Source organism: Paenibacillus sp. TAF43_2, assembly GCF_052113545.1.
GTDB lineage: Bacteria > Bacillota > Bacilli > Paenibacillales > Paenibacillaceae > Pristimantibacillus.
In genome coordinates, this window is record NZ_JBFRDK010000345.1 from 1 (window position 1) to 2,275 (window position 2,275).

Annotated in this window: 2 protein-coding genes and 2 pseudogenes; 3 read left to right on the forward strand and 1 reads right to left on the reverse strand. The window is 44.1% G+C overall.

Annotated features, from left to right (window positions below):
• Positions 1–133, forward strand: a pseudogene (locus AB4Z17_RS33170) (metal ABC transporter permease); the annotation flags it as partial.
• A 21-nt stretch (positions 134–154) separates the two neighbouring features.
• Positions 155–868, forward strand: a complete 714-nt coding sequence (locus tag AB4Z17_RS33175; RefSeq protein ID WP_339203380.1) for a cytochrome c biogenesis CcdA family protein — start codon at positions 155–157, stop codon at positions 866–868.
• Between the two features lie 15 nt (positions 869–883).
• Here the strand turns inward: AB4Z17_RS33175 and splB are convergent, their stop codons facing one another.
• Positions 884–1,951: a spore photoproduct lyase gene (gene splB, locus AB4Z17_RS33180; protein ID WP_076266936.1), complete on the reverse strand. Its 1,068-nt coding sequence runs from the start codon at positions 1,949–1,951 to the stop codon at positions 884–886.
• Positions 1,952–2,160: 209 nt separating this feature from the next.
• Here splB and AB4Z17_RS33185 point away from each other — a divergent pair.
• Positions 2,161–2,275 (forward strand): annotated as a pseudogene (locus tag AB4Z17_RS33185) (transcriptional regulator MntR); the annotation flags it as partial.

Genomic DNA, 2,275 nt, shown 5'->3' on the forward strand with positions numbered 1-2,275 from the left:
GATTGCCGTTGTATTAGGCTTACTAATCGCGGGTGTATGGAATTTGGCACCAGGCGGTACCATTGTATTATTGCTAATTGCTGTGCTGCTGTTGCTGCTCGTTTTCCGCCGTGGCATGCGACCAGGCAGTTAATGAGGATTGGAGTGAGAGGGTTTGTCCGACATTAACATTTGGCTGGCCTTAGGGGCTGGCTTTGCATCGTTCATATCACCTTGCTGCTTACCGCTTTATCCTTCGTATTTATCATACATAACGGGAATATCGGTAGCGGATTTGAAGGGCAATTCACATGCCAAACAAAAACGCATGCGAACGATGTCACACACGCTGTTTTTCATTTTGGGCTTCTGCACTGTGTATTATGCATTAGGCTACGGAACGAATGTATTTGCTGAATTTTTCAGCGAGTATCGTGATCTGATTAGGCAATTATCAGCGATATTGATTATTTTGATGGGACTATTCCTAATCGGATTATTTCAGCCGCAGCTCCTGATGAAGGAACGAAGAATGAATCTTATTCCGAAAAAAGCGAACTATGTCAGCTCCTTTATTTTTGGAATCGGCTTCTCCGCAGGCTGGACCCCATGTACAGGTCCCGCGCTTACTGCGATTTTAGGTCTTGCAGCATCGGAACCTGGCACATGGTTTCAGCTAACGACTGCCTATTCATTAGGCTTTGCGATTCCTTTTTTTGTACTTGCCTTTTTCCTTGGTACGGCAAGATGGATACTGAAATATTCAGCTAGCGTAATGAAGGTTGGCGGAGCTGTTATGATTTTGATGGGTGTATTATTGTTTACCGATCAAATGACCAAAATCACGATCTGGCTTAATATGATTACGCCGGAATGGTTGAAATTTTAAGCTGATATGGATCTCTTACGTAAAATATTCAATTTTTGCTTCGGGAAAATGTTCAAAGATGCGCTCCGATAAATACATGCGGAGCGCATTTGCTTGTTCATCGGGATAAACGTATTTCCCTTGACCCCAGCGTCCCCATTTATATTTGCGTTTTTCAATATCCATCTCAAGCTTTGTCCGCGGATACCGCTTTTCAATAACTGCTTTTGCCGTTTTTGTAAAACGATGCTGAATGAGTTCAAATGTAAGGTCTTTGGTCACATCCTGCGGGAGTTTATCTGCAAGTGAGGCTATAAGCTCGCCATAGCCTTCCTCCCAGCCTTCATGCCAAATAATAGGGGCAATAATGAAGCCCATTGGATAACCTGCCCTAGCGACCTTTGCGGCGGCCTCAATGCGTTGATCAAAGCTTGATGTAGCAGGCTCGAAATGCTTGATTACGTATTTGGCATTTACGCTAAATCGGATACGGGTATGTCCATTGTGCTTTGCATCGAGAAGGGAATCGACATGATGAAACTTGGTCACAAACCGAAGCCGTCCATGTTCTTGTTCCCCCATAAAATCAATAAGCTCGCGAAGGCTGCCTGTAATGGGCTCCAGTCCGACGGGATCGGATGTACATGCGGCTTCAAAGCGGGTAATTTCCGGTTTTCTCTCGTCGATGTACCCCTGTGCTGCCTCTAGAATATCGTCAATATTCACATATACACGGATATAAGGTTTTGCACCTAAGGTTGTTTGCAAATAACAATAATGACAATGAGCCATACAACCGGTTGCTATCGGAATGGCGTATTCCGCTGAAGGCTTCGAAGTATCAAATTTTAAGGTTTTGCGTATGCCGACGACAAGCGTTCTTTTGGCGATCTTGTATTGTTCAAGCTCGGTATCGCCCGGTAAATTCGTAATCCGGTTATGTGAGGTTGTCATCCGGTAAGGAATGCCTTCTTTTTTGACCCATTCAAAAATACGCTGCCCTTTGGGATAATCAAGCGCCGATGGTTCAAAATAAACAAGCTCGGGAACAAAGGAGAGGGTGGAGCGATCTGGTTTAGGACGATCAATAATTGCAGTGCTCATAGCTCATTCCTCCTGTAGATAATCACAATCAACATCATCTTATTGTGTGAAGGATGAGCGAAGCTGAAACTGGTAAGTTCAAGTGTTATTTGCGCTTCTTTATCTATTTTGGAGATGGGCTTGGGTTGCAGTGAACACAATGAACAGTGTATGATACAATAAGTAACGCCTGTGAAATAGGTGAAGAAGTATGGTTAGGGGGTTCTTCAGTGCCGACACCGAGCATGGAAGACTACTTGGAAAGAATTTATAAGTTGATTGATGAAAAAGGTTATGCGCGTGTCTCGGACATTGCAGAAGGACTAGAGGTGCATCCTTCATCGG